At 52.9% G+C, this 24,781-nt stretch carries 24 protein-coding genes; 4 read left to right on the top strand and 20 right to left on the bottom strand.

Features of this window, described 5'->3' with window-relative positions:
- Positions 1 to 136: 136 nt before the first annotated feature.
- Genes glpC through glpA form a run of 3 tightly spaced genes read right to left on the bottom strand, consistent with a single transcriptional unit; the run spans position 137 to position 4,264 of the window.
- Positions 137 to 1,348, bottom strand: a complete 1,212-nt coding sequence (gene glpC / locus AACH44_RS01075) for an anaerobic glycerol-3-phosphate dehydrogenase subunit GlpC (protein WP_261846794.1) — start codon at positions 1,346 to 1,348, stop codon at positions 137 to 139.
- Entirely contained in the window at positions 1,345 to 2,607 is a 1,263-nt protein-coding gene (glpB, locus tag AACH44_RS01070) for a glycerol-3-phosphate dehydrogenase subunit GlpB (protein ID WP_261846795.1), read from the bottom strand. The genes glpC and glpB overlap by 4 nt, the downstream gene beginning before the upstream one ends.
- A complete protein-coding gene (glpA, locus tag AACH44_RS01065; protein ID WP_261846796.1) occupies positions 2,597 to 4,264 on the bottom strand; it encodes an anaerobic glycerol-3-phosphate dehydrogenase subunit A in 1,668 nt (555 codons plus the stop codon). Before glpA ends, glpB begins: the two co-directional genes overlap by 11 nt.
- A 314-nt stretch (positions 4,265 to 4,578) precedes the next feature.
- Between glpA and glpT the strand changes: the two genes are divergently transcribed.
- Entirely contained in the window at positions 4,579 to 5,928 is a 1,350-nt protein-coding gene (gene glpT, locus AACH44_RS01060) for a glycerol-3-phosphate transporter (protein WP_261846797.1), read from the top strand.
- 98 nt (positions 5,929 to 6,026) lie between these two features.
- On the opposite strand, the gene yigL is transcribed toward glpT, so the two are convergent.
- Both yigL and pldB read right to left on the bottom strand, forming a co-directional pair.
- The gene (yigL, locus tag AACH44_RS01055) at positions 6,027 to 6,827 is read right to left on the bottom strand and encodes a sugar/pyridoxal phosphate phosphatase YigL (RefSeq protein ID WP_261846798.1); all 801 of its coding nucleotides are present in this window, start codon (positions 6,825 to 6,827) and stop codon (positions 6,027 to 6,029) included.
- A 48-nt stretch (positions 6,828 to 6,875) separates the two neighbouring features.
- Positions 6,876 to 7,913 carry a lysophospholipase L2 gene (gene pldB, locus AACH44_RS01050; RefSeq protein WP_261846799.1) on the bottom strand — a complete coding sequence of 346 codons (1,038 nt, stop codon included), beginning with the start codon at positions 7,911 to 7,913 and terminating at the stop codon, positions 6,876 to 6,878.
- Positions 7,914 to 8,045: 132 nt separating this feature from the next.
- Here pldB and rhtB point away from each other — a divergent pair, with 132 nt between their 5' ends.
- Positions 8,046 to 8,666: a homoserine/homoserine lactone efflux protein gene (rhtB, locus tag AACH44_RS01045; protein WP_261846800.1), complete on the top strand. Its 621-nt coding sequence runs from the start codon at positions 8,046 to 8,048 to the stop codon at positions 8,664 to 8,666.
- 56 nt (positions 8,667 to 8,722) lie between these two features.
- On the opposite strand, the gene rhtC is transcribed toward rhtB, so the two are convergent.
- The 3 genes from rhtC to pldA form a co-directional block, all read right to left on the bottom strand.
- The gene (gene rhtC, locus AACH44_RS01040; RefSeq protein ID WP_261846801.1) at positions 8,723 to 9,346 is read right to left on the bottom strand and encodes a threonine export protein RhtC; all 624 of its coding nucleotides are present in this window, start codon (positions 9,344 to 9,346) and stop codon (positions 8,723 to 8,725) included.
- Positions 9,347 to 9,396: 50 nt separating this feature from the next.
- The gene (gene recQ / locus AACH44_RS01035) at positions 9,397 to 11,223 is read right to left on the bottom strand and encodes an ATP-dependent DNA helicase RecQ (protein ID WP_261846802.1); all 1,827 of its coding nucleotides are present in this window, start codon (positions 11,221 to 11,223) and stop codon (positions 9,397 to 9,399) included.
- A gap of 82 nt (positions 11,224 to 11,305) precedes the next feature.
- Entirely contained in the window at positions 11,306 to 12,172 is an 867-nt protein-coding gene (gene pldA, locus AACH44_RS01030; protein WP_261846803.1) for a phospholipase A, read from the bottom strand.
- A gap of 238 nt (positions 12,173 to 12,410) precedes the next feature.
- Between pldA and AACH44_RS01025 the strand changes: the two genes are divergently transcribed.
- Both AACH44_RS01025 and rarD read left to right on the top strand, forming a co-directional pair.
- Complete coding sequence (locus AACH44_RS01025) at positions 12,411 to 12,899, top strand: thioesterase family protein (RefSeq protein ID WP_261846804.1); 489 nt, start codon at positions 12,411 to 12,413, stop codon at positions 12,897 to 12,899.
- A 97-nt stretch (positions 12,900 to 12,996) separates the two neighbouring features.
- Positions 12,997 to 13,926 (top strand): EamA family transporter RarD, encoded by a 930-nt coding sequence (gene rarD / locus AACH44_RS01020; protein WP_261846805.1) that lies wholly within the window; start codon positions 12,997 to 12,999, stop codon positions 13,924 to 13,926.
- On the opposite strand, the gene AACH44_RS01015 is transcribed toward rarD, so the two are convergent.
- The 12 genes from AACH44_RS01015 to dapF form a co-directional block, all read right to left on the bottom strand.
- On the bottom strand, positions 13,892 to 14,950 hold the full coding sequence (locus tag AACH44_RS01015; RefSeq protein WP_338659464.1) for an AbrB family transcriptional regulator: 1,059 nt from the start codon (positions 14,948 to 14,950) through the stop codon (positions 13,892 to 13,894). The genes rarD and AACH44_RS01015 overlap by 35 nt on opposite strands.
- 186 nt (positions 14,951 to 15,136) lie before the next feature.
- Entirely contained in the window at positions 15,137 to 16,087 is a 951-nt protein-coding gene (gene corA, locus AACH44_RS01010; protein WP_261846807.1) for a magnesium/cobalt transporter CorA, read from the bottom strand.
- A gap of 166 nt (positions 16,088 to 16,253) precedes the next feature.
- Positions 16,254 to 16,310: a YsgD/CorL family protein gene (ysgD, locus tag AACH44_RS21135; protein ID WP_349814568.1), complete on the bottom strand. Its 57-nt coding sequence runs from the start codon at positions 16,308 to 16,310 to the stop codon at positions 16,254 to 16,256.
- A 189-nt stretch (positions 16,311 to 16,499) separates the two neighbouring features.
- Entirely contained in the window at positions 16,500 to 17,246 is a 747-nt protein-coding gene (locus AACH44_RS01005) for a cyclase family protein (protein ID WP_261846885.1), read from the bottom strand.
- A gap of 277 nt (positions 17,247 to 17,523) precedes the next feature.
- Entirely contained in the window at positions 17,524 to 17,784 is a 261-nt protein-coding gene (locus AACH44_RS01000) for a DUF2645 family protein (RefSeq protein WP_338659463.1), read from the bottom strand.
- A 68-nt stretch (positions 17,785 to 17,852) separates the two neighbouring features.
- Entirely contained in the window at positions 17,853 to 18,575 is a 723-nt protein-coding gene (locus tag AACH44_RS00995) for a hypothetical protein (RefSeq protein WP_261846809.1), read from the bottom strand.
- A gap of 15 nt (positions 18,576 to 18,590) precedes the next feature.
- A complete protein-coding gene (locus AACH44_RS00990; protein ID WP_261846810.1) occupies positions 18,591 to 19,070 on the bottom strand; it encodes an Hcp family type VI secretion system effector in 480 nt (159 codons plus the stop codon).
- A gap of 246 nt (positions 19,071 to 19,316) precedes the next feature.
- A complete protein-coding gene (uvrD, locus tag AACH44_RS00985; RefSeq protein ID WP_338659462.1) occupies positions 19,317 to 21,479 on the bottom strand; it encodes a DNA helicase II in 2,163 nt (720 codons plus the stop codon).
- 78 nt (positions 21,480 to 21,557) lie between these two features.
- Complete coding sequence (yigB, locus tag AACH44_RS00980; protein ID WP_261846812.1) at positions 21,558 to 22,274, bottom strand: 5-amino-6-(5-phospho-D-ribitylamino)uracil phosphatase YigB; 717 nt, start codon at positions 22,272 to 22,274, stop codon at positions 21,558 to 21,560.
- Positions 22,274 to 23,209: a tyrosine recombinase XerC gene (gene xerC, locus AACH44_RS00975; protein ID WP_261846813.1), complete on the bottom strand. Its 936-nt coding sequence runs from the start codon at positions 23,207 to 23,209 to the stop codon at positions 22,274 to 22,276. Before xerC ends, yigB begins: the two co-directional genes overlap by 1 nt.
- Entirely contained in the window at positions 23,206 to 23,910 is a 705-nt protein-coding gene (locus AACH44_RS00970; RefSeq protein WP_261846814.1) for a DUF484 domain-containing protein, read from the bottom strand. Before AACH44_RS00970 ends, xerC begins: the two co-directional genes overlap by 4 nt.
- A complete protein-coding gene (gene dapF, locus AACH44_RS00965; protein ID WP_261846815.1) occupies positions 23,907 to 24,731 on the bottom strand; it encodes a diaminopimelate epimerase in 825 nt (274 codons plus the stop codon). The genes AACH44_RS00970 and dapF overlap by 4 nt, the downstream gene beginning before the upstream one ends.
- Positions 24,732 to 24,781: the final 50 nt, after the last annotated feature.

Genomic DNA, 24,781 nt, shown 5'->3' with positions numbered 1-24,781 from the left:
CAGGCACATGACACCGTTCCCCAGAACGCACAGCAATAATAATCATTATCATTCGCACTTGTAAAGTTCTTTTTGCGATAAATTCTTATTCTCAATACGGACGGAAGAACAGCCCGTTTTGCTCCCCTTCTGTTTGCTACTCTGGCTGCGCTAATGCCCTTGCCAACAGGGTGATCGGATGTTCGCACTTTTTGCTGGTCGACATCTCAATCTGCCATTTACAGGTTTCGCAATCCGTCACCACAATATCAACGCCGCTTTCTTCAATCTGCTGGAACAGCGGAGCGCCAATGCCTTGTGAGGTCGCGTAATTCTCTTTTTTAAAACCGTAGGTGCCTGCAATGCCGCAGCACTGGGAATCCAGCATCACCAGTTCAAGACCGGGAATACGTTGCAGCAGCGCTAAGGTATACGCCGTCCAGCCCATACGTTCCAGATGGCAGGGCGTGTGATACGCCACCCGCAGCGGCAATTTACGCAGCGGCAGCGTTCGCCCTTCTTCTTCCAACAGGCGATAGAGTTGACGCGTCACCAGTTCAACGCCATCACGCACGTGGTTGTTATCCACGCCCAGCAGATGCGGGTACTCGTCCCTCAGCGTGAACGTACAGCTGGATGACGTCGCGACCACCGGCAGGGATTTCTGATTGATCGCCTCATCCAGCGATTTGATATTCGCATGCGCCTGCTTCCTCGCCTTGTCGTGAAAACCATTGGCGATCAGCGGCACACCGCAGCATTTCTCTTTATTCAGCAACTGAACGCCAATACCCATCGCGTTAAAGACCTGAACCAGATCTTTACCCAGTTGTGGATGGTTGTAGTTCACATAGCAGCCGTGGAAGTAAGCGATCTGTTCATCATAGGTCTGCTGCTTTGCCGCCTGTTGGCGATACCAGCGCCGGAAGGTGCCGAACGAGTATTTCGGCAGTTGGCGACGATGGTCGATTTTCAACGCCTTATCCAGCAGTTGGCGCACCGGCTTCAGGCTGGTAGCCGTATTCACCAGCGGTGCAAACGGCGTGGCTATCGACCCCATGAAGTCAGTGTGGCTCAGAATTGCATCGCGCAGCGTTGGCTTGTGACTGCTGTGCGTCGCTTTCGCACGCTGAATGATGTCGCCAATTTTGACATCCGACGGGCACGCCACCTCACAGCGTTTGCAGTTGGTGCAGTATTTCAGCGCATCGTCGTACAGCGCCGGATCTTTACGCCGCAGGCGTTCACCGTCCGGCCCGGCCTGTTTCGGGCCAGGATAAAGCGGATTCACACGCGACACCGGACAGTACGTGGTACAGACGGTACATTTGATGCAATCTTCAAAACTGTTATCGCTAAGCAGGCTCATGGATTGCCCTCCTTCAGAATCTGTTCGGCAACATGAAGTGCGCTGAGCAAGGAAACCCCCGCCCCGCATCCCTGCACAATAGGGTCGAAACCTTCCAGCACCGCACCCATCGCATACAGATTATTGACCGTTTCTCCCCCGATATGCGGATGCAGATGCTCATCGACAATCACGCCAAATTGCATATAAGGCTGCGGCGCAAACACGTCCTGCTGGCTCCACCCCTCGCGCTGGTCAGCAAACCGAATGTCCAGCCCGAAGACGGGTTCAGCCACCCGATCGAACTGTGTTACCAACCCATTGCTAAAGAAACTCCCGCTCGCCAACACCGCATGCTTCGCCCGCAGCGGAATATCACGGTGGTGGTGGCTATGAACAGCGATCTCCTGCGGCGACAGCGATGCACGCACCGCGCGATCGCCCGGCATCACCATGCCACCCAGTTGGCGGAAACGCTGCGACAGCGCCTGATGCAAGCGCAATCCGAGTACCGACGGCGGTAAGGTCGGCAGCAGCAGCACCGGTTTACCTAATGCATCAGCGAGTTCACGCACGATCTCGGGGCTGTCCAATCCCAGACAGGCAGGCATGATGATGGCATCGTTGCCGTTGGCCAGAAGCGACAACTCTTCCACCAGCGTCGCGCGATTTTCCGGTCGATCCAGCACACGGGCGATATTTACCGCACGGAATTCGCTGGGGTTTTGACGTAACCGATCCAACACCGGCAGCTTGAGCTCATCGCTACGTGCCGCAACACCCTGCGTCTGAAGCGTGCCAGCCACAATACGAGACTGAAAATCCAGAAAGCCTTCAATCCCGGCGATGAGTGGATTGTCGCCAAAACAGGAATCCGGCAGACCACGCGTGACGCCATCAACCGGACTTAGCCAACATGCACGAAACTTACCTAACGGCGTCATACGCCAGTGATTGTGGTGATGGTCGCCCAGCAGAGTGATGTTGCTACGTTCCAGCAGCGCCTCAGCCTGTGGCAACAAAGTCGCTAGCGCCGTCGCGCCTATACGGGAATACGGGTGATGAGGAGCCTGACGCGCCAACTCATTCAACGCATCAAGCGGCTGGCTCACGGGCTGTCCGTCAGGGAGATGGGAAAGTAAATCCAGCGCACCGGAAGAAAAATGCAGCGCATTCTGCCCCGCGCTGACAATCGCACAGCGTTTTCCCTGCTCCGCTAAACGAATGCCGCAGGTCAATCCCGCCAGTCCGCCACCGATAATCACAACGTCATAGCGCATGACGATCCTCCTGACTGTCGCTGGCCGTCAGGCCGCACAATCCCTGATAAATCCAACTGGTAAACTCACTTTCGCGCAGCGCATTGCCCCAGGCAATCGGGCGAATCCCTTTCCAGCGTTCGTTCAAAAACTGGCTGAGCTGCGTGAGCGATTGCTCCGGCGTCGCAGTCCCCAGACGGCACAACAACCCCGCCGCGCGGCAGGCGCACAACTCACCCTGACAAGTTCCCATGCCAACACGAGTACGCCGACGCAAATCAATCAGGTTGTTCACCTGCAACGATTCCACGGCGTAGCGCACTTCCCCTGCCGTCACGGCCTCACATTCGCACACCAGACTACGATCCAAACGTTCACCGGATAGCATTCGCCCGGCACGTTCACCGTGGCGATAAATCGCCGAACCGCGCAACGGCGCAGAGAGCGGTTTTGCCGCAGGATACGCAGATAAAGCATGAGGCGCGGTTTTCACATCCTCCAGCGATTCAGAACCGGGCAACGGCGTCTGTGCCGTTGAGCAAGCTACGTCATGACCCAGTTTCTTGCAGATCGCGTCAGTCACCCATTCTGCCATCAGACGATAGGTCATCAGCTTGCCACCAGTGATGGTAATAAATCCCTCCAGCCCGTCACGGCTGGCATGGTCAAGCAGCACAATGCCGCGACTCACGCTACGCCCGCTAGGGTCACTATCGTTGGCAACCAGCGGGCGGACGCCTGCATAGGCACGTAGAATGCGCGTGCTCGCCAACTTCGGTGCCAGCATTGAGCCTTCCCGCATCAGCGTTTCCACCTCAGCAGGCGTCACCAGCATGTTGTCGATTTGATCGTAATCGATGTGAGTTGAAGTGGTGCCAATCAGCGAAATGGTATCGCCCGGCACCAAAATGTCGGCATCCGCCGGTTTGCGACAGCGGTTGATCACCATGTTGTTGATGCGGTGGCCAAGAATCAACAGCGCGCCTTTTGCCGGGAACATGCGCACACGCAGATCGGCATATTCCGCAATATGTTGCCCCCAAATACCGCCCGCGTTGACCACCACCTGTGCATAGATTTCTGTTTCTACACCTTTTTTATGGTCGAAAACGCGCACACCGGTAATACGATCGCCCTGACGAATCAGCCCGATGACCTCATGATAGGTCAGCACTTCCGCGCCGTGCTCGCAGGCATCGATCATGTTGGCCGCCGTCAGGCGAAAAGGATCGACAGAGCCATCCGGCACGCGAACCGCACCAGTCAATGTAGGGTTTGCCGCTGGCTCCAGCCGTAGCGCTTCCTGCGGATCCAACGCCTGAGCGCCAATCCCTGCCTGTTGACAGGCAGTGATAAACTGCGCCTGCCAGCCGAGATCGTCTTCCGGCAAGGTGATAAACAGACCATCAGTAGGTTCAATGCAATGGCGAGCGATCCGCCGGAGAATCTGGTTCTCTTCAATACATTCACGGGCAGACTCGCCATCGGTTACCGCATAGCGGGCACCGCTGTGTAATAAGCCGTGATTACGCCCGGTCGCTCCGGTCGCAATATCATAACGTTCAAGTAACAGGCAGCGCAGTCCACGCAGGGCACAATCCCGTGCCGTACCCGCCCCCGTTGCGCCACCGCCGATGACAACCACGTCAGTTTCACGCCAGTTCCCCGTGTTTTTCATTCTGCTCTCACTTCAGGCGGAGGGTATGTATGTTGCTATTGGGACACAAAAAGAAGGGTTAATGTTTGATAAAGAGCAAAAACGAACACTAAACGAAAATAAATGGGAGTTTAAAAACAATAAGTGTGATTTACATCACTAAAACCACACAGTGTAATTTTCCAATTCTGTTAACATGAGCGCAAAAATCGTCACAGTTTCATAAAAGTGTAACATTAGCGTCATGAATCACACTCATTTGCACGCTATCCCCTTACAATAACGTTCGTAATAGAACAAAAAAGCTATCGTTTTTTTTCGCATTGGAGATATCTATGCTGAGTATTTTTAGGCCCGCAGCCCACCAGCCACGCGTGTCGCAGGATCGTGTCGATCCCCTCTATCGCCGCTTACGCTGGCAGATTTTCATGGGGATCTTTTTTGGCTACGCCGCTTACTATCTGGTACGCAAAAACTTCACCCTGGCAATGCCTTATCTGATTGAACAGGGCTTCTCGCGCGGCGATCTTGGCTTTGCACTGTCCGGTATCTCCATCGCCTACGGCTTTTCCAAATTCATCATGGGTTCGGTATCTGACCGTTCCAACCCGCGAGTATTCTTGCCTGCTGGTCTGATTCTGGCCGCTGCCGTTATGCTGTTCATGGGTTTTGTACCGTGGGCAACATCCAGCATTGCCGTCATGTTCGTCCTGCTGTTCTTGTGCGGCTGGTTCCAGGGAATGGGATGGCCACCGTGCGGGCGCACCATGGTTCACTGGTGGTCACAAAAAGAACGTGGCGGCATTGTGTCGGTATGGAACTGTGCTCACAACGTCGGCGGCGGGCTGCCACCTCTGCTGTTCCTGCTGGGTATGGCCTGGTTTAACGACTGGAAAGCGGCACTCTACATGCCAGCTTTCGCCGCGATTCTGGTTGCGCTGATTGCGTTTGCCTTAATGCGTGATACTCCTCAGTCCTGTGGTTTACCGCCAGTTGAAGAGTATAAAAACGACTATCCAGTTGACTATAATGAAAAAGACGAAGAAGAACTGACGGCTAAGCAGATTTTCATGCAGTACGTTTTCCCGAACAAACTGCTGTGGTACATCGCTATCGCCAACGTCTTCGTTTACTTGCTGCGTTACGGCATCCTCGACTGGTCACCGACTTACCTGAAGGAAGTTAAGCACTTCGCGCTGGATAAGTCTTCCTGGGCTTACTTCCTGTACGAATATGCGGGTATTCCGGGTACGCTGCTGTGCGGCTGGATGTCTGATAAGGTCTTCAAAGGTAACCGCGGTGCAACGGGCGTGTTCTTCATGACGCTGGTGACAATAGCAACTATCGTGTACTGGATGAACCCAGCCGGTAATCCGGGTGTGGACATGGCGTGTATGATCATCATCGGCTTCCTGATTTACGGCCCGGTTATGCTTATCGGCCTGCACGCGCTGGAATTGGCACCGAAGAAAGCGGCAGGTACGGCAGCGGGCTTCACTGGTCTGTTCGGCTACCTCGGTGGCTCCGTTGCCGCCAGCGCCATCGTTGGCTACACCGTTGACTTCTTCGGTTGGGACGGCGGTTTCATGGTGATGATCGGCGGCAGCATTATGGCGGTACTTCTGCTGGTTGTTGTTATGCTGAATGAGAAAAAGCATAAAGCAGAATTAGCCAACCGCGCTTAACCTTTAACGTGTATTGTCTGCGCGGCGTACCTGCTACGCCGCGCATCATCCTATCCAACTGCCTCCCCCAGTACGTCGCTACCGGCCTTGGCGATGAATTACTTCAGAAACAATTCCCGCAGGTAATTCGGCACCGCGCTATCCGCGTTAGTGCCAATCACTTCGCGATCCGGCAGTAAATCTTTCAGGCGCTGATGCGCGTTCTGCATCACGCAGCCTTTACCCGCCATCGACAACATTTCGTAGTCGTTCATACCATCGCCAAACGCCACGCACTCTTTGAGCGAGAAGCCGATAATCTTCGCCACCTGTTCCAGCGCATGGCCTTTAGATACGCCGCCCGCCATCACTTCCAGACAGGTGAGCGTCGAAAAACTCACGTTGACGCGATCGCCCCAACGCGCGTTGATCGCTTCTTCCAGCGGTAACAGTTGCTCGTGGGAATCGCAGGTAAAGAACACCTTGCTGACGCCATCGGTCTCAAGTAATGCAGGTTCAAACAGCTTGTATTTAAAGATCGACTCTTTGAAGAAACGCTCTTCTTCCGCACGCGGACGGTTCATAAACCATTCATCATCACGGTAAACGTGCGTCAGCATATCGGGGTTATTGTGTACGACGCTGTAAAGGTCACGAGCAATGTCCTGATCCAGATTGTGGCTGAAAATCAGTTCGCCCTGCGAGTTGTGCACACGCGCGCCATTCGAGGTAATCATAAACGCACTGATGCCGAGGTTATCGCGGATCTGCGCGACATCCATGTGGTGCCGTCCGGTAGCGAACACAAAGTGAATCCCTTTCTCCGTCAGCAGCCTGAGAGTTTCTTTCGCATACGGGGACAGCGAGTGGTCGGGTGACAGCAGTGTGCCATCTAAATCGGACGCAACGACATGGTACATAACGATGAGATCTCACTTCTGGTGTATTGGCGGCACACGCCGCAAAAATTAATGATAACGCGCAAAGTGCGAAAAAATCAGCGCAAATGCCTGAGCGCGGAGGTTATCCGTTTCAAAGAGAATTTCATGCCGCGCACCGCCGATAACTTGCAACACGCCGTCAGAATTAGGGTTTCCGTTCTGCACCAGTGCCTGACAAAACGTCTTCTGACTAGGGTTATCGACCACGCGATCTTCCTGCGCCTGCAATAGCAGGAGCGGCGTAGTGATGGCGCTCGCCTGTGCCAGTAACTGCTTTCCCGCCTGTAGCGCTTCACGTACCCAATGGTAAGTCGGCCCGCCTACGCGCAAATCCGGCGAATCCGCATAAAAGCGAATACTGCGCTGGTACCGCTCACGGCTGTGCGTCAGCACATTCATCCGATAAGGCAAAGGACGCCACTGCCCGGTGCCAATCGCGTAATAATCACGTATCGCTGGGCGACGCTCCGCCCAATCAACGATCCATCCAGCCACACAGTGAGGAAGCGGCAAACGGATGCCAAACATTGGTGCGCACAGTGCCACCGCATCAAATAACGCAGGTTGGCGAGCCAGAAGCTGTGCCAGAATCGCGCCGCCCATTGAATGCGCTAACGCAAACCGCCGAGTATATCGCTTAACGTCAATGTGCTGCTGACACAGTGTTTCGGCATCATCGACATAATCACTGAAGCGCAGCACGTGTCCACGGTGGCCGTCTTGCAACATCCGTCCAGACCGCCCTTGCCCACGATGATCCATGATGAGTACATCATAGCCGCGATGAAAGAGATCGTAAGCCACTTCGCTGTATTTGACATAGCTTTCGATACGGCCAGAAAAGACAACGACAATCTTGTCGTGCTGAGGCGCGGTAAAACGAACAAATCGGATCGGCACATCGTCTACGCCAGAGAACTCGCCCTCTTCGCGCTGACGCCAGAAATCCAGTAATTCTCCGGTCGCAAAGGCGGCAAACTGCGCTTCTCGCGTGAGCAGATTTGTCACTAACGATTCAGGCGTTAACCGTTCCGACGTAAACAACGTATTAGGGCGTTGAATCATCACACCTCTCCGGTGACGCAGGGAAAACAAAGCTAGCGGAAGAACATGACAAGCAGTAGAGCACGAGCGTATTGTGACATAAAAAACAGACAGACTCTCGTAATACAGAACGTGGTTCAGGAGCAGCATTTCATGACATTGGATTGGTGGTTAACCTACTTACTCACAACGCTTATTCTTAGCCTGTCGCCCGGTTCAGGTGCCATCAATACCATGAGCACTGGCATCAGCCACGGTTATCGCGGCGCAGCGGCCTCGATCTGTGGTTTGCAGGTCGGGCTGGCGATTCATATCGTGCTGGTCGGCATCGGGCTAGGCGCACTGCTGAACCAGTCGGTACTGGCTTTTGATATACTGAAATGGCTGGGCGCGGCGTATCTGATTTGGCTGGGGATTCAGCAGTGGCGCGCCGCGGGTGCATTGGATCTTCAGGCACTCGCCAGCGCGATGCCACGCCGCAAACTGTTTAAGCGCGCAGTGCTGGTGAATCTGACCAACCCGAAAAGCATCGTGTTTCTGGCGGCGCTCTTTCCACAGTTCATTATTCCCCACCAACCGCAGGCCGCGCAGTATCTGGTGTTGGGCATCACGACCGTGGTGGTCGATATCATCGTGATGATTGGCTACGCCACGCTGGCCACGCGTATCGCCGGATGGCTGAAAGGCCCACGGCAGATGAAGACGCTCAACCGGATATTTGGATCGCTGTTCGTGCTGGTCGGCGCGTTACTTGCCACCGCGAGAAAGGCCTGATTAAGGCAGTGCGCCGTATCGGCTAGCGGCGCACACCGATCATTCAAAGGGAAAAGTTAGCGAGAGAAAATCAGGTGCAGGCCGAAACCGGTAAACAGCACGCCCGCCACGCCATCCACCCATTTCGCCAAACGCTGATAGCCGCGACGCATTGTCGGCAGAGCAAAAACCATCGCGACCAGGCTGAACCAGAGCAGCGTCTCAATCGAGATCAGCGCGAACAAACCCCAACGCGCACCGCTGCCGACGCTGTCGCCGACAAACAGCGAGAACACGCTGCCGAAATAGATCAGCGCTTTTGGGTTCGCCAGATTCGTCAGCAGCCCACGCATGAACGTTTTACCACGCTGAGGCAGCACAATCGCCGTCTCCTGCGTGGTTTCCAACTGTGCTTTACGCCGTGCGGAACGCAGCATCTGCCAGCCCATCCAGCACAGGTATACCCCGCCGCCGACGGTAATGGCGGTATGCAGCCAGGCCATTTTTTGCAACAGCAGATGTAGCCCCAACAGCGCGATAGCCGCCCAGACCACCACGCCCAGAGAAATACCTAACACACCCATCATCGCTTCACGGCGCGAACGGCTGGCCGCAGTTTGTGAAACGAAAAAGAAATCTGGTCCAGGGCTCATCAGTGCAATGAAATGCACCAGCGCCACCGTCAGAAATAGCATCAGCATGTTAGTTTTCCTGTTTTTAAATACACTCAGACAAGACGCTCGCCAGAGCGTCACTCATCATCATTATCGACATGATCGCGGATCATGTTCATGAAAGGCGCACCGAAGCGTTCAAGTTTGCGGTGGCCGACCCCGTTGATATTCAGCAGTTCACCTGCGGTGATCGGCATCAGTTCCGACATCTCCAGCAGTGTGGCATCGCTGAACACTACATAAGGCGGAATATTGTCTTCATCCGCAATGGATTTACGCAGTTTGCGCAATTTGGCAAACAGCTTACGGTCGTAATTTCCGCCATACGATTTTTGATTCGTACGGGGTTTCAGGTTAATCACACGCGGCACGGCCAGTTGCAGCGGTACTTCTCCCCGTAATACCGGACGCGCAGATTCGGTAAGCTGTACGGCAGAGTGCATCGTAATATTCTGGTTCAGTAAACCCAGATGAATCAGCTGGCGCAGTACGCTGACCCAATGTTCTTGTGATTTATCTTTACCAATGCCGTAGACCGGCAGTTTGTCATGGCCGAAGTCACGAATACGCTGGTTATTTGCGCCGCGCAGCACCTCGACGATATACCCCAAACCAAAACGCTGCCCGACTCGATATACGCAGGAAAGCGCCTTTTGCGCCTCAACCAACCCGTCGTAGCGCTTCGGCGGATCGAGACAAATATCGCAGTTGCCGCACGCCTGCTGACGCCCTTCACCAAAATAGTTCAACAACACCAGACGGCGGCAGGTCTGTGCCTCGGCAAACGCCCCCATCGCATTGAGCTTATGACGTTCGATATCCAACTGTGGCCCAGCGGGCTTCTCTTCCAGACAACGACGCAACCACGCCATATCCGCCGGATCGTAGAACAGCGCGGCTTCGGCGGCGAGGCCATCACGCCCGGCTCGCCCTGTTTCCTGATAGTAAGATTCGATGTTGCGCGGGATATCGAAATGCACCACGAACCGCACGTTAGGTTTGTTGATACCCATACCAAAGGCGACGGTCGCGACCACTACCTGGAGATCGTCACGCAGGAACGCTTCTTGCACCTGAGCACGCCGTTCATTGTCCAACCCAGCGTGATAAGCGCCTGCGCTCAGCCCACGCGCCTGCAAACGCGCGCTGATGTCTTCCACGCGGGAGCGGCTATTACAGTAAATGATGCCGCTTTTGCCACGCTGCCCCTGTACGAACATCCAGAGCTGATCGAGCGGTTTGAATTTCTCCACCAGCGTGTAGCGAATATTCGGGCGATCAAAGCTACTAATCTGAATCAGCGGCGACTGGAGATCCAACAGACGAACGATATCATTCCGCGTGGTTTCATCGGCGGTGGCGGTCAGTGCAATGAAAGGAAGGTGAGGAAAACGCTGTTTAATCTGCCCCAGTGCGCGATATTCGGGGCGAAAATCGTGTCCCCATTGGGAAATACAGTGTGCTTCATCCACGGCGATCAATGCGATCTGCCAGTGGGCAAGGTGATCGAGGAAGCTGTCCGTCGTCAGGCGTTCGGGTGCGATATAAAGCAGTTTGATCTGACCGGTACGGCAACCCGCCATCACCTCAAGCTGCTGCTCGCGCGTCTGCGTCGAATTAAGGCACGCTGCCGAAACACCGTAGGCCTGAAGCTGATCGACCTGATCTTTCATCAGTGAAATCAACGGAGACACCACCAGCGTCAGCCCGTCCATCACCAGCGCAGGGATTTGGTAGCACAGCGATTTACCGCCACCTGTCGGCATAATGACTAGACAATCCTGCCCACTGAGCGTCGCGCTGATAATTTCCTGCTGACCCGGTCGGAATTGCTGGTAGCCGAACGTGTCCCGCAGAACCTGAACCGCCAGCGCTTCCTTATTCAATACTTCCGCCGTAGACACGCCTTCCCCAATTCAATGAAATCAAACAGGCGCTATTTTCAGCGCCGTCGGGTAAAACTGCAATCGCTAAATCACACGAACGTTAGAACATGTCGTTCAGCGTCACCCCAACACCGAAGCGGGTCTGACGATGATTGTAGTCAATCAGGGATTCACCGTAGCCGCTAAACACCTTGGTGTAAAAACGGACATGACGCGTCAGCGGGTAGCTCCAGCCCAGTTCACCACCGCCGTAGCCGCTGTTCCAGTTATAACGTCCTTCCGCGCTAAACACGCTGTCACCCCACACATAGCCGACGCGTAAGCGGTAATGACCCATGTATTTGGTGATATCCGGGTTATCGTCCTCACTGTCGGAGAGACGTACCCACGGTTTCACATCAAGTTGCCAGTTACCGTTCTGTGCCATCAGGCGCATATAAGCGCGGTTCCAACTGCGTGACGTCGGTTCGGAACGGCCGTTAGACTGGTGATTAAAGCCCATTTCCACATCCCGCAGCGTCCAGCCTGCTAATGTGTAGTTGGTAGCCCAGCCCAGGAAGACCTGTGGCTCATAGTTGGTTTCACGGAACGGAGAAGACTCACTTTTGTTAGACAACTGCCACCAAGAGCGCTGCGTATAAGACGCCCCCAATAACGAGTTTCCCCCCAAAATGCCACGCCAGATCGGGAACCCAAGGCTCAGTTGGTAATGCACTTCGTCTTTACGTGCCTCATCGCCCCAGTTATAGCTCTGTATCGCCGTTTTATTGATGTTGCTGGTATAGGTATACAGTAAGTAGTTGCTTTCATAAGGATAGAGAATAAACGGGGTGTCGTGCTCTTGTAACAGACTGGCGATAATACTGCCACGTACCGCCGGTTGATTCGGCGCAGGCGCATTGGTTGTGTCTTCAGCATGAGCCTGTGCCGTCAGTAATGACGCCAGTACGAGTACTATTTTACGCATTCATTTTCTCCGACATTTTTTATACGACGCTCGTTTTAACCAATGAGTAATGGATATTTCCACAATGCAGCCCGCCATTCTACACAGTTCGGTGACATTTGAATCACCAAGCACACGTTTCCAGACCTTTTCTGGCAAGAAACAAAATAGGCGAATAAAATAAACATTTACACAACCCGATGGCATCAAATTAACTACCTTTAACACATATATCTTATTCTTCGGGCGGGGAACGATTATGGCGAACGCATCATCATTTCAGGGAACGACCTTAACCAGAGATACCGTGTGCCAGCTCGTTGGTGAGATCTTCATTTACAAGATGCCCTTCAACATTGAGCTAGGCCTTGAGCTACAGCATTTTGACGCTGAAAAAGCCGTCCTGACATTCGCCCGACAGGAGAAGCTCATCGGCAATGCGGCACAAAAAATTCTGCATGGCGGCGTGATTGCGGCGGGGTTGGACGTTGCTGCCGGATTGGTGTGCGTTGGCAACACGCTGCTACGCCATGAGACGATCAGCGATCAGGAGTTTCATCACCGACTCGCACGCATGGGAACCATTGACATGCGGGTCGATTATCTACGCCCCGGCTACGGGGAGCATTTCACCATTACCAGCACGCTGCTGCGCGGTGGTAATAAAATCGCCGTCGCGCGCGCAGAGTTGCATAACGAACAGGGTTCACATCTGGCCAGTGCCACCGCAACCTATATTGTCGGATAGCATGTCGTTGGCAAAGATTGTCATTAACACTTTACGTGAAAGCGCTCACGGTTTTGGGTAGACTTAGTGTTTTCCCGCCGTCCTTATCGAGTCACCCATGAACGCGCAACAAACCCGTGAGGGGATATTTTTCGCCCTCGGTGCGTATTTCATTTGGGGAATTGCTCCCGTTTATTTCAAGCTGCTTGAGCATGTTCCACCCAATGAAATACTGACGCACCGTATTATCTGGTCATTCTTCTTTATGCTGATCCTGCTGACGGTCGGTCGGAAATGGCGCCAGGTGAACCATGCCTGCCGCAACGTCAAGCATCTGTTTCTGCTGGCATTAACAGCGGTACTTATCGGCGGGAACTGGCTGTTGTATATCTGGGCGGTCAACAACCATCACATGCTGGAAGCCAGTCTGGGATATTTTATCAACCCGCTGGTCAACGTCATGCTAGGCATGATCTTTCTAGGGGAACGTTTTCGTCGTCTGCAATGGCTGGCGGTACTGCTCGCGGTGACTGGCGTACTGGTTCAGTTGTGGACATTCGGATCGCTGCCGATTATCGCGCTCGGGCTGGCATTCAGCTTCGCGTTATACGGTTTGCTGCGTAAAAAGATTGGCATCGACGGGCAAACCGGCATGCTGATCGAAACGCTGTGGCTGCTGCCGGTAGCGGTCATTTATCTGTTTTTTATTGCCGATACGCCAAGCAGCCATCTGACTGCTAACCCTTGGTCGCTGAATCTGCTACTACTCTCTGCCGGTATCGTCACCACCGTGCCGTTGCTGTTTTTCACCTCAGCGGCGATGCGCCTGCGGCTGTCAACGCTCGGCTTTTTCCAGTATCTCGGCCCCACGCTCATGTTCATACTGGCAGTGGTGTTCTACGGTGAAACATTCAGCAGTGACAAACTGATTACCTTTGCCTTCATTTGGGGCGCGCTGGCGCTATTCATTCTGGATGCGCTTTATACGCAGCGTAAGCTACGGCGCACGCCAGCTACAACGTCCCTGCCTCAACACGACGGGAAATAAAGCGCGATAAGATCGGGCTGAACAACAACGTCGAAAACAGCCGCAGCGTCTGCATGGCAATAACAAACGCCATATCGACTCGACTGCCTGCGGCGATAATCGCAATCGAATCCAGCCCGCCAGGGCTGGTCGCCAGAAAAGCGGTCAGCATATCCATCGGCATCATTTTCGTCACCATCCATGCCATTCCGCCACACAACAGCATCAATCCGACAATCGACGCCATCATGTGAGGCAACGTGCGTATCGCCAGCAAAAAGATCGGGCGGGTGAAACATAAACCCACACTCCAACCAATCACAGCATAAGCCAATGCCAGCAGCCATTCCGGCGTTTGTAGTTGTAATGTGCCGCTGGCATGCAGCATCGAACCGATAATCATCGGCCCCAGTAATGCCCCTGATGGAATACGTAAGCGCCTTGCTAGCCAGGCGCTACCGAATGCCACCCCGAGCGTCGCCAGAAAGCGCCAGTCCAGTGCAGGCAACCAGACCAGCATCGCGCTATTCTCCGCCGCGTCATCACCCAAACTCAGGCGTGCCACGAACGCCGCAGAAGCGGTCACCATCAACACACGTAAATATTGCATGAAGGCGACCAGCCGCACATCCGCACCGAATTCGCCAGCCATCGCGACCATCGCAGAGGCACCGCCCGGCGATGCCCCCCAGGTTCCGGTCGTTCCTGGCAACTCGCTAAATTTGACCAACAGCCAGCCAGATAATCCGCTGGCAGCCAGCGTCGCCAACAGAATGAACAACACCAGCGGCCATTCGTTCAGTAAAGGGGTCAGGATAGAAAAAGACAGGCTTTGCGCGACCAAACAGCCGAGAACCGCATTGCTGCCCGCAAAACAGACGGGCGGGATGCGAATCGTCGCACCATTTAGCCCCATCGCTACGCCAACCATCATCGGGCCCAGCAACAGCGCGGCGGGAACGTGGTAAATCTGTAACCCAAACCCCAGAATTAATGAGACCGACAGCAGGATCCCCCATTGCACCCACGGTGACATCCCTTTCATGCACACGACCTGTTTTTAGAAGATAAATTAAGAAGAAAAGAGCGATTTACCATTCTAAACAGAATAGTTGGAGAATAAACAGGAATAGTAAGGTCGCAAACTATCAAGTAGGAAAGGAATTTTGCATTGAAGGGAAGAAACGCGATGCGCCTGATGGTCAATCCCATCAGGCGCATTCGGACAGATTTAGAGCCAGTTCTTACGTTTGAAGTAGAGGTACGGCGCCAGTCCAGCGAGAATCATCAGCACAATCGCGCCCGGATAGCCAAACGACCACTTCAGTTCTGGCATGAATTCGAAGTTCATCCCGTAGCTGGACGCCACCAGCGTCGGTGGCAGGAACACCACGGAGACCACCGAGAAGATCTTGATAATCCGGCTCTGTTCGATGTTGATAAAGCCCATCGCCGCCTGCATCAGGAAGTTAACCTTCTGGAACAGCGATTCGTTGTGCGGCAGCAGAGATTCGATATCGCGCAGAATCTCACGCGCCTGCTCCAACTGGCCGGATGGCAAGCGGGCTTTACGCACCAGAAAGTTTAACGCACGTTGAGTATCCATCAAACACAGGCGAACCTTCCAGCCCACGTCTTCCTGTTCCGCCAGCGTAGACAACGCATCATCGTACTCGTCTCCCTGACGCCCTTCCATAATGATGCGGCTCAGTGATTCCAAATCGCTGTAGATATTTTCGATTTCGTCCGCCAACTGCTCAATTTTCGTCTCAAAGAGATCGAGCAGCAGTTCGTAAGCATTGCCGTCTACCAGCGTTTGGTTACGGGCTCGCATGCGGTACAGGCGGAACGCAGGTAGCTCACGCTCGCGCAAGGTATACAAACGGCCATCGCGAATGGTAAATGCCACGGTCGAGTTACCCGCGTGATCTTCCGCGTCTTCAAAGAAGAAAAAGGAGTGAATATGCAGGCCGTCTTCATCTTCAAAAAAACGCGCCGACGCTTCAATGTCTTCCAGTTCCGGACGGGTTGCCAGGCTTTGTCCTAGCTCGGTTTGTACTTTTTCACGCTCATCGTCTTCCGGTTCGATCAAATCGACCCAAATTGACGTAGTGAGATCATCGGAGTCATCCAGTTCCAGACGAGATAAACGGCAATTATCCAGTTTAAATGCGCTCAGCATGGGCCATAGCTCCCCTTTCAGTAGCAGAGATGGACAACGCGATTGAAGCACAGAAACAGAGGTGAGGCGTCACCAGCAGGTTTCAGTCCGTTCGACGGATCTGACTCGTAGCGACAAAAACAGCATCGCTGACAACCACGAAGGGTATCAGCAGAGGAAGATAGCCTTAGAAGTTGTACCTAATGAACAGGTTAGTGAGCCAGTATCGACTGGGTGTGTCCAAGGCGTTAGTCCTCCGAGAATAATGATGCGCGCATGTTACGCTGAGATGAAAAAGACTTCAACTTTAAAACCGTGGCTGAAACACGCTGTAAAATATTGGCCAAACGGATAAAGTGAAAGTAAGAAAATCATTCATTAAATCAATAAGAAGCGCGGTTACCCCGAAACAAAAAGGAACCGCGTCTATACATTAGGCGTTGTCTGGCAGATAGGCAATGGCGCGGACGGGGAAGCCGGGTGCGCCAGCGAAATTAGGGTAGCTCACGTGAATATAAGCGCCGGTAGACGGCAGTTGATGCAGATTATTCAGCACCTCAACCTGCCAGGCATTCTGGTTCAGCACGAAGAACTCGCCGATAAGCCCGTTATTGCGACGGAAATCAGCGGCGGAATCCGTATCCAGCGTTTCATGCCCCACCGCGCTAATCCCGCGCTCTTCAAACAGGAACGTCAGTGCCTCAAGCGACCACCCTGGCGTATGGCTATTTCCCTGCTCGTCTTTATTTGCAAAGGCATCAAGATCAGGCCAGCGCGTGCTCCAGCCGCTGGCAAACGCAACGAAGCTTCCTGAGGGGATTTCCCCATGTTCACGCTCGAACGCCAGAATGTCATCAACCGACAGGCGATAATCGGGATCGTGCGCAACGGCGTCTTGCTTATGAAGCACCACGATTGGCAGCAACAGCTCTTTATTATCAATCCGATCCAGATAACGCTTACCCGCCACGAAATGCCCCGGCGCATCAATATGCGTCCCCGTCTGCGTGGCAAACGTCACGGATTGAGCGAAAAAGCCATGCTCTTCAACGTTGAATAAGGTTTTGCGCTGCAACACGCCTTCAAACGCGCTAAAAATAGGGATCGACTCCGTCACCGTATGCGTGAGATCGACCCATTCTTTCTTCTGTAACTCGGCAATAATCTGGTCTAGTGTCATCATTACATATTATGAATGCATCCTGTTTGTCAGACCATTCCCAATGGAATTCCAACAACCTTTCCCCATTCACCCTGTTATATACCCTAAATAATTCAAGTTTTAGGACAAAAACGGCAAGGCGTTTTTGAACAGCACTTGTGCTGACCCCGAAGGGGTGGGGTCATCAGGCCGAATAACACGGCCAGCGAAGGATAAATTCGTCGGCAACGAATTTGCCCAGCCAACGCACATGCAACTTAAAATATGGCGGGTATAGACGTTATTATTACGGCTATCAGATGCAAATACTGTATTTCCCCCAGAAAATCCACCACCAATAGCCAATCACCGCAATCAACCCTGTGAAATAAATCGCCACTTTGAAGAGATCCTTCAAAAAAACATCACGAATTAGCGCAATCAAAAGCGGTGCTCCAAAAAAAATAATCAACACAGGAGCAGTGATGTCTTTCGTATCGTCATCTAAAGGCAAATTACATAGAGACTCACCAGAATGTAACATCCAATCATATTCTCCAATATTGAGAATATTCATAAAGAAACACACCATAAGAAAATAGCCTATGACGGATAGTACCTCAACCAGTCTTCTTTTATGTCCTTTCATTGATACGTACCCAATAGGCGATGCAGATGGGGGCGAATCTGTAGCAACCGTTCACCATAGGAAACGTAGTGCCAGTCAGGATCACCTCTTTGCGTATTCGCATTGATGTACCTAACAAAGTCATCCTTATTCCTTTCAATACCTCGGTTATATCGAATTCCTGCCATCTTGTACTGAATATCTGTTGGATGAAGGCTCGCCGCCTCAGGGTAGTCATAGAGGATCACATCTCTTAGATGCAGAGCAACAAGACGAAGGTTGAACTCGTCTTCCATCAAACAAGCAGATAACTCTAACTGATCGCGAGTTGTTAATGCACTGGGGTCCAACCCCAGCGTTCTCGCTGCGACTCGAATTTGCATAGCCACGGAACCAACAGAGGTATGATCCGCAGGTTTTATCCCCGGCACAAAGCTAAATTGCTCCCGCCAGTTCATAATGATGGGTTTGTATTCCTCCGGTTTCCCACCCACCTCAATCCAAGCAACGCCCCCCAATAATTCAGGAGGAATTCCAACAAAATTCGCAGTTTGTATAATTAATTCTTTATTGTATTGAATATAAGCATCTTTGTAAGCATTGGAGTAGAATTCACCACTCCTCCTATCAGGATCGTTCTTACTTAGCTTCCAAAATAACACATCAACTTCATCCCATTTTCTAAACCGAACCGTAGAGATATTACAAATCCTATCGTTTTTAGGAAATTGTTCCTGCATATAATTATCTCATCATTAATATATACGTTCTTCCCAAATACTATAACCAGTCGTCCCTGCACTATGATGCTTCCAGTCAATGTTTCGATAAGCAATAGAGATCATTTCTTCTGGTTGATTATCTGCATGAGTCAAAGCATGTGGATAAGAAACTGTTACGTTGGTCAGTGATGCGCCAATCAATTGAATGGAATAATATTTTTCCTGAGCACCATTTGAGCTTGTACGGTAAAAATCAAACAGAAGCTCAAGTTCTTCATTTTCAGAAATTGCAATACCAAGCAATGGAGATGATTTATCAATGGGTTTACAAAATTTAGCAGGATGGTGATGTGCATTATCGGAACGAGTAATAGTATGATCAAATTGTAACACAAATATCTGATCTTCATGTCCTATCTGATATTTATTACCAATGGAATGAGTTGTACCACAACCGCCAGAAATCAAACCTTGTCTTTTACCTTTAATAGTAACGTATATATTATTCGCCATAACTATTCCTTAGCTTTTTTCATTTCGTTCATCTTGAACGATAACAATCAATTACTCTTTATTCGGATAAAAGTAAAGGGATTTACTTGAGACTCGCTTATCATTTCACATTATTTCTCTATTCCACATCGAGCATTGCCCAATATGGAATAAGAGGAATTGACATTTCGAATGTCACTAAAAAACGAGAATGATATGAACAAGCTTGTTATCTATTCCTATTCTGCAATATTGTCTAAATTATCATCACACCGTTTCCAGTCTGGCGTAGGCGGCGACCAGCCATTTAATACCTTGCCCCTGAAACGCCACCTGAAGACGGGCGTGATCGCCGCTGCCTTCCAGATTCACGATAGTGCCTTCGCCGAATTTCGCATGACGAACCCGCTGCCCCAGCTTATAGCCGCTGTCATTCTGCGTGATTGGCGTACCAAGGCGTTGATGGTTGACCGGACGAGAAACACTGGCACGTAACCGCACTTCTTCAACACACTCTTCCGGCAGTTCGCCGATAAACCGGGAAGGTCGGTGGTAGGCTTCTTTGCCGTATAAACGGCGAGATTCAGCGTAGGTTATCGTCAGCTTTTCCATCGCACGTGTGACGCCAACATAAGCCAGACGACGCTCTTCTTCCAGACGTCCACCTTCATCCAGCGACATCTGGCTAGGGAACATACCTTCTTCCATGCCGACGATAAACACCTGCGGGAACTCCAGCCCTTTCGCCGAGTGCAGCGTCATAAGCTGCACGGCGTCCTGATTGGCGTCAGCCTGACCTTCGCCTGCTTCCAGCGCGGCATGCGACAGGAAAGCCTGAAGCGGCATCAGATCCTGATCTTCTTCCTGATAGCTGAACTGGCGCGTGGCCGTCACCAGTTCCTCCAGGTTTTCTACCCGCGCCTGCCCTTTTTCACCTTTTTCCTGCTCATACATGCTCCACAGGCCAGAATCTTTAATCGCCCGATCAGTTTGCACATGCAGCGACAGTTCAGACGTTTCATAGGCCAGCGCATCGATCAATTCGATAAAGCGTTGCAGCGATGCCGCCGCACGCCCGGCCAGCACCTTATCCTGCAATAGCGCCCGCGTGGCTTGCCACAGCGTCAGTTGTCGATCGCGCGCCGTCTGGCGCACCACGTCCAGCGTGCGATCGCCAATACCGCGCGTTGGCGTATTCACCACACGCTCGAACGCCGCATCGTCGTTACGATTGGCGATTAAGCGCAGATAAGCCAGCGCATCTTTAATTTCCTGCCGTTCGAAGAAACGCATTCCGCCGTAGATGCGGTACGGCATACTCTGCTGCAACAGCGCCTCTTCCAGTACGCGCGACTGGGCATTGCTCCGATAAAGAATGGCGTTATCGCTCAGTGCACCGCCATTTTCCTGCCAGGCCTTAATCCGGTTGACGACGTAACGCGCCTCATCCAATTCGTTGAATGCGCAGTAAAGCGAAATGGGTTCGCCCTCGACACCGTCCGTCCACAGATTCTTGCCAAGCCGCCCGCCGTTGTGGGCAATCAGGGCATTCGCCGCTTTCAGGATATTGCTGGTCGAGCGATAATTCTGCTCCAAACGGATCGTTTCTGCACCAGCAAAATCCTTCAGGAACAGCTGAATATTTTCAACCTGCGCCCCGCGCCAGCCGTAAATTGACTGATCGTCATCCCCAACGATCATCACCTTGGCGCTATCACCCGCCAGCATGTGAATCCAGGCGTATTGAATGCGGTTGGTATCCTGAAATTCGTCCACCAGAATATTGGTAAAACGCTCACGATAGTGGTTCAGCACATGCGGCTTGTTCAGCCACAGCTCGTGCGCACGCAATAGCAGTTCGGCGAAATCCACCAGCCCGGCGCGATCGCACGCCTCCTGATAGGCCTGATACACACGCTGCCACGTTTGCTCGATAGGGTTACCGTAGCTTTCAATGTGCTGCGGACGCAGGCCTTCATCTTTCTTCCCGTTGATGAACCACATCGCCTGACGCGGTGGCCACTGTTTCTCATCCAGATTCAGCGCTCGAATCAGCCGTTTCAGCAGGCGCAGCTGATCGTCGCTATCCAGAATTTGGAAATCCTGCGGCAGATTGGCATCCATATGGTGCGCACGCAGCAGGCGGTGTGCCAGCCCGTGGAAAGTACCAATCCACATACCACCTTGGCTGGTGCCGATCAGGTGGTCGATACGGTGACGCATCTCCGCCGCTGCTTTGTTGGTAAACGTCACCGCCATGATGGAGTACGGTGAACAGTTTTCGACGGACAACAGCCAGGCAATGCGATGTACCAGTACCCGCGTTTTGCCGCTGCCTGCCCCCGCCAGCACCAATAAATTGCTGCGCGGCGCGGCTACCGCGTCACGCTGTTTGTCGTTGAGGCCATCGAGCAGATCAGAAACGTCCATAGGTACGGGTTATCCGGTGGCGGGAAACACCGCATAAGGGGCATTTCCACTGGTGATTTATACAGACTAATGCCGTGATTATAACAATGCCGACAGCGATGCCAACCGCGAAATTTCAATATGCGGCAGCAATCGGGCATCGCCAATCTGCGTCAGGCTGCCTTCACGCAGGTTAATCCAGCAGGCCTGCATACCGCAGCGGATCGACCCTGCGACATCGGTCGTGAGATCGTCACCCACGTGCAGGATCTCATGCACAGGCAGGTTGAGTTTTTGCGCCGCCAGATGGTACATGTCATCAAACGGCTTGGCGCGACCGTGCGGGCCAGCGCGCAGGATGAAAGAAAAATAGCGATCGAGGCCAAACCGTTGTGGTTCCGCGTTGCCATTGGTGATCGCCGCCAGCGGCACTTTCTCGGCTAACGCCGCCAACGTCTGGTGGGTTTCTTCGGTAATCGTAATCTGACTGCGCCAGTGGGCAAAATTTTCCATTGCCGCTTTTGCGCCATCCTTAGCTTCTGCGGCACTCAGTCCACGTTCTAACATTGCCAGTTCTGCCGCACGACGACGCCATTCGGTGACATCGTGATAGATATCTGGCTCGCGCTCCAGCAAGGTCTGGCGTAAGTTCTGAAAATCATCCGCCTGAAAGTCATGAAGTGCAGGATGGTACTGTTGCAGGAAGAGGATTGACTCTTGTCCCGTGCGCCGAATGACGTCCGCGTTGTCGTACAGTGTGTCATCCAAATCAAACGTGATCGCACGGATTGGACCAAGAGATCGGTAAAAATGCATCAGGGTTTCCCTCGTTTGGCGCGTGGATGCGCGGCATCGTACACGGAGGCTAAATGTTGAAAATCAAGATGGGTGTAAATCTGCGTCGTGGTCAGGTTAGCGTGGCCAAGCAGCTCTTGTACCGCTCGTAAATCACCGCTGGATTCCAGCATGTGCGTCGCAAAGGAATGGCGCAGCTTATGCGGGTGAACATGGCTATTAACGCCCTGCTTAACGCCCCACTCAGCAAAACGCTTTTGCACGTTGCGCATCGAAATGCGTCGCCCCTGATTGGAAACAAACACGGCGTCATCCTGCGAACCAAACAGTTCGCGCAGCGCCAGCCAGCGTTCCAGCCAGGTTACCGCCGTTTTTCCTATCGGTAATTTGCGCTCTTTGCTGCCTTTCCCCATCACCCAGACTTCACCGCTTGCCAAGTCGATATGCTTGCAGTCCATGCCAACCAATTCCGCCAAACGCAGCCCTGCGCCGTACATCACTTCCAGCATCGTGCGGTCGCGTACCGCAAGGGGATCATCCAGATCGATCTCCAGCAGGCGATTCACCTCATCCACATCCATATTCTTAGGCAATGGGCGTCCGGCACGCGGCGTGGATACCCCTTTAGCCGGGTTTGCTACCAGCACCCCGCGTGACACCATCCAGTCAAGAAAACTACGCAGTGCCGATAAACGTAGCGCCAGGCTTCCTGAATGCAACCCATCGCGCTTACTGCGGGACACGACAGCGCGCACGCCAGAAGCGTCCAGCTTGTGCCAATCGACCATACCCGCAGTGGAGAGGATCGTGATAACCGCAGATAACTGGCGCGAATAGCTGGTCAGTGTCAACGGACTTAACTGCCGTTCTACCTTCAGATAGCGCAGGAAAGCATCAACATCTGTTTGTAAAAGAGAAGAGGAAGGCGACTCTGATGCTGCGGGTTGTCGGCTCATACCCGCTCAACCCAGCGCGTCAGCATCGCTGGCAGCATCATGGCCATTTGCTGAAGCAGTACGGTTCCCATGCCATCCTGATAATGGTGGCTGTCACGACTGCTGAAAATCAGCACGCCTAAATCGTGATGATTGCCCATCAAGGACAGTGCGACCGAACCAACCTGACGAGCCTGTGGCAACAACAGTAACAATTCCGGCCCATTCAGGCTGCCAAGGTAATGGTTCTGTTGTCCGAAACGCTGAATGCGCAACGGTTCAAACGTGGAGCGATTAAGCCCAAGGTGAGTAAAACCAGAAGGTGCACCGATACGCCATTTGTCGCTAAACAAACGCACCGTTGCCCCCGCCAGACCAAGCTGACGCGCCCAGCGCTGCAACCGATCCAACATATCTGTCAGGCTATCCGCCGATGCCAACTCGGTTTGTAATCCAAGCAGGCGATTGAACAGCACTTCGTTCGCGCCCGCCTGCTCCATCAGCAGCGTGATTTCTTCCTCAAGCTGAGTAATGTGATTACGCTGGCGTGCCAGCTGCCATTCCACCAGCGACACGGTTCCCCGTACGGGGTGAGGAATGCGCATCTGTTCGACGGGACGCGCATTACGGATAAAAAAATCAGGATTTTGTTGCAGGAACTGCAAAACCATCTCGTCACTGAGTGCGATCTCGCGTTCTGCCTGTTCCTCGACATTCTTCATAAATGAATAAATCCATCGTAGACATGCGTTGCAGGTCCGGTCATGAATAACGGATGTCCCGGCCCATCCCACTGAATATCCAACTCTCCGCCCAGCAGCGATACGCGAACGTTCGCGGACAATAATCCCTGCTGGATACCGACCGCCACGGCCGCACACGCGCCGCTACCACACGCCTGCGTTTCTCCCACGCCGCGCTCGTATACGCGTAAACGGACTGTCTGGCTATCGACGATCTGCATAAAGCCGATGTTGGCACGTTCAGGAAAGCGCTCGTGACTTTCCAGCAGCGGCCCCAGCGTTTCCACCTTTGCCGTGTCCACATCTTCAACCTGAATCACACAGTGTGGGTTGCCCATCGACACCACGCCACAAAGCACCGTATGTTCGTCCGCACGCATGATGTAAGTTTTTTCCGCTTTGACTGCACGAAAAGGCACCTGTTGCGGCTCAAAATTCGGTTCACCCATGTTGACGCGCACCAGCTCATCGTCCGTCACCGACAGCACCATCCGGCCCGTCTGCGTACTCACGGCGATATCACGCTTGTTGGTCAACCCTTTCAAGCGAACAAAGCGGGCGAAGCAGCGGGCGCCATTACCGCACTGCGCCACTTCGCTGCCATCCGCGTTAAAAATGCGGTAGTGAAAATCCAGTTCAGGATCGTAGGGCGGTTCGACCACCAATAATTGGTCGAACCCCACACCACAATGCCGATCCGCCAAACGGCGAATCAGTTCGGGTGAAAAATAAACGTTTTGCGTAACGGCATCAACAACCATGAAATCGTTGCCTAATCCGTGCATCTTAGCGAACTGCATTATCCTGACTCCCCCGCTTACTTAACCGGGCGCGATAAACATATACGTGA

The organism is Pectobacterium araliae (assembly GCF_037076465.1).
Classification (GTDB): domain Bacteria; phylum Pseudomonadota; class Gammaproteobacteria; order Enterobacterales; family Enterobacteriaceae; genus Pectobacterium; species Pectobacterium araliae.
This window is presented reverse-complemented; position numbering and strand designations above follow the sequence as displayed.